Source organism: Xanthomonas sp. BRIP62415, from assembly GCF_003993515.1.
GTDB lineage: Bacteria > Pseudomonadota > Gammaproteobacteria > Xanthomonadales > Xanthomonadaceae > Xanthomonas > Xanthomonas euroxanthea.
Genome location: NZ_QEZH01000038.1, coordinates 1 through 2213, shown reverse-complemented (window position 1 = coordinate 2213; position 2213 = coordinate 1). Strand labels below are relative to the sequence as shown.

Here is a 2213-nt window from a genome sequence, read left to right as displayed (position 1 = left end):
CCAGCGTGGCGTAGTCCAGCACGGTTTCGCCCTGCAGGGCGATCGCCTGTGGCGGATGCGCCTGCAGACGCGCAAACAGGTCGGCGCTGCAGTGGCGAGCCACCGGCAGTGCCTCCTGCAGTTGCGCAGGCGCGAACAATGCAGCCAGCGCAACGTCCGGTGCGGACAGCACTGCCTCCAGCGTGTCGCGGTACTGCGCGCAGATCGCTTCGATGCGTGCGCGCTCAAATACGTCCGATGCGTACTCGGCCACGAGCAACAGTTCATCACCGCTCTCGACCATGTTCACCGTGAGGTCGAACTTGGCGGTCCGGTGCGGCAGCGGCTCCACCAGCGCCGGATACGGACCGAAGGGAATGGCGGCGGTGAGGTCCTCACCGATTTCATAGGCGAACACCACTTGGAATAACGCAGAACGCTGCATGCGCTGGCTGGGGGGCAACAGCTCCACCTGCCGCTCGTAGGGAATGCCCTGCCCGGTCTGAGCCGCCAACGACACACGCTTGGCCAATTGGACCAATTGCCTGAAGCTGGCCGCCTCGTTCACGTCCAGCCGCATCACTAGCATGTTGACGAAAAAGCCTACCAGCGCGTGGACAGCCGGATGCTCGCGATTGGCTGTCGGGGTGCCGACGCTCACCTCGCGAGCACCGGTCAGCCTGGCCAGGCAGGCGACGAAGCCGGCCAGACCGACCGCGTAACGGCTGGCGCCCTCGTCACGCGACAAGCCGCGCAGCGCCTGTGCCAGACCGACAGGCAACGGCATCACGACCGTGCCCCCCTGCCCTGTCGGCACCGCCGGGCACGCACGGTCCGGCAGCAGTTCGGCCAACGACGCGGAGTGGCTGTCCTCTGGCTGCAAGGCGTTCAGGCCGGCGGGCTTGCCGCGTTCCCATGCAGCGAAATCCAGGTAGCGGATCGCCGGCACCGACACCGAGGGAAGTTGCCCCTGTGCAAAGGCCGCGTATGCCGTGGACAGCTCCTTCATCAAGATGCCCAGCGACCATCCATCGTTCACCACGTGATGCGTGTTGAGCAGCACCAGGGTGCGCTGCGACGGCAATTGATATACATCGGCGCGCAACATCCTGCCATCGACTAGACGGAAAGGAACCTCGATCCGCTCAGGCAGCGACGCCTGCACCGCCGCTTCGGCGTCCTGCGCCGACAGGGCTCGCAGGTCGTGAACGGTCAGCTCGACCGGGCTCGTCGGGTGGATCCGCTGAATCGGCTCTCCGTCAACCAGATGAATGCCCGTGCGCAGTACCGCATGACGCTCCAGCAACCAGGCCAATGCCTGGCGCAAGGCCGGCAACGCCAGCTCGCCTTCGACTCGTAACGCATAAGGCAGGTTGTACTGACTGGAGGCCGGGTCCAGCATTTGCAGGAATACCAGCCGCGACTGCGCGAACGACAAGGGCCCTTCATCACCGACATGCACCGCAATAGCGCAGGCAGGCGAAGATCCGTGTTTGCCCCGCGCTTCCAGCTGCCCCTCTGCGGCGCTGCAGAAGTCCTCCAACCGCGGGTGATCAAGCAACACCACCAAGGCCACGTCCGCGTTGAACCGTGCGTTGAAGCGAGCGATGAAGCGGATCGCCGCGATCGAGTGCCCGCCGATGGAGAAGAAGTCGTCGTCCAGGCCAATCTGCGTCTGCTGGAGCTGTTCCTCCCAGAGCGTGGCTACCGCCTGCTGCAACGCGGTTTCCGGCGGACGATGGACGTGGGCCTGCACGGAGTCCGATAGCGCCGCGATGATCGTCGCATGATCGATCTTTCCCGCCCCTGTCAGTGGAACACTACCGGTCACCCAGATCCGGCTAGGTACCATGTAGGCCGGCAACCGGCCATGGATCGCGTTCTGAAGCGAAGCGACAGTCACCGGACCTTCTACTGCAACGCAGGCATACAGGGCGTCGCCACCGTCCCCGCCGCGCTGCACGCCGACCGCTGCATTACGGACGCCTGCACACCCCGACAAGGCTTTCTCGATCTCGCCCAGTTCGATGCGGTGGCCGTTGAGCTTGATCTGCCGATCACTGCGGCCCAGGAACAGCAACCGGCCATGGATGTCGTGCCGACCTAGATCGCCGCTGGCATACAGACGGCTGCCCGCAGCACCGAACGGATTGGGCACGAAGCGCTCGGCGGTGGCGGCGGCACGGCCGACATAGCCATAGGCCAGGCCGCTACCCTCGATGTACACCTGGCCC

At 65.2% G+C, this 2213-nt stretch carries 1 protein-coding gene; it reads right to left on the bottom strand.

Going from position 1 to position 2213, the window contains the following annotated elements; all coding sequences use genetic code 11:
- A partial coding sequence (locus EO141_RS20905) for a condensation domain-containing protein (protein ID WP_241236712.1) occupies positions 1-2059 on the bottom strand: 2059 nt, incomplete at its 3' end.
- Between the last annotated feature and the right edge of the window lie 154 nt (positions 2060-2213).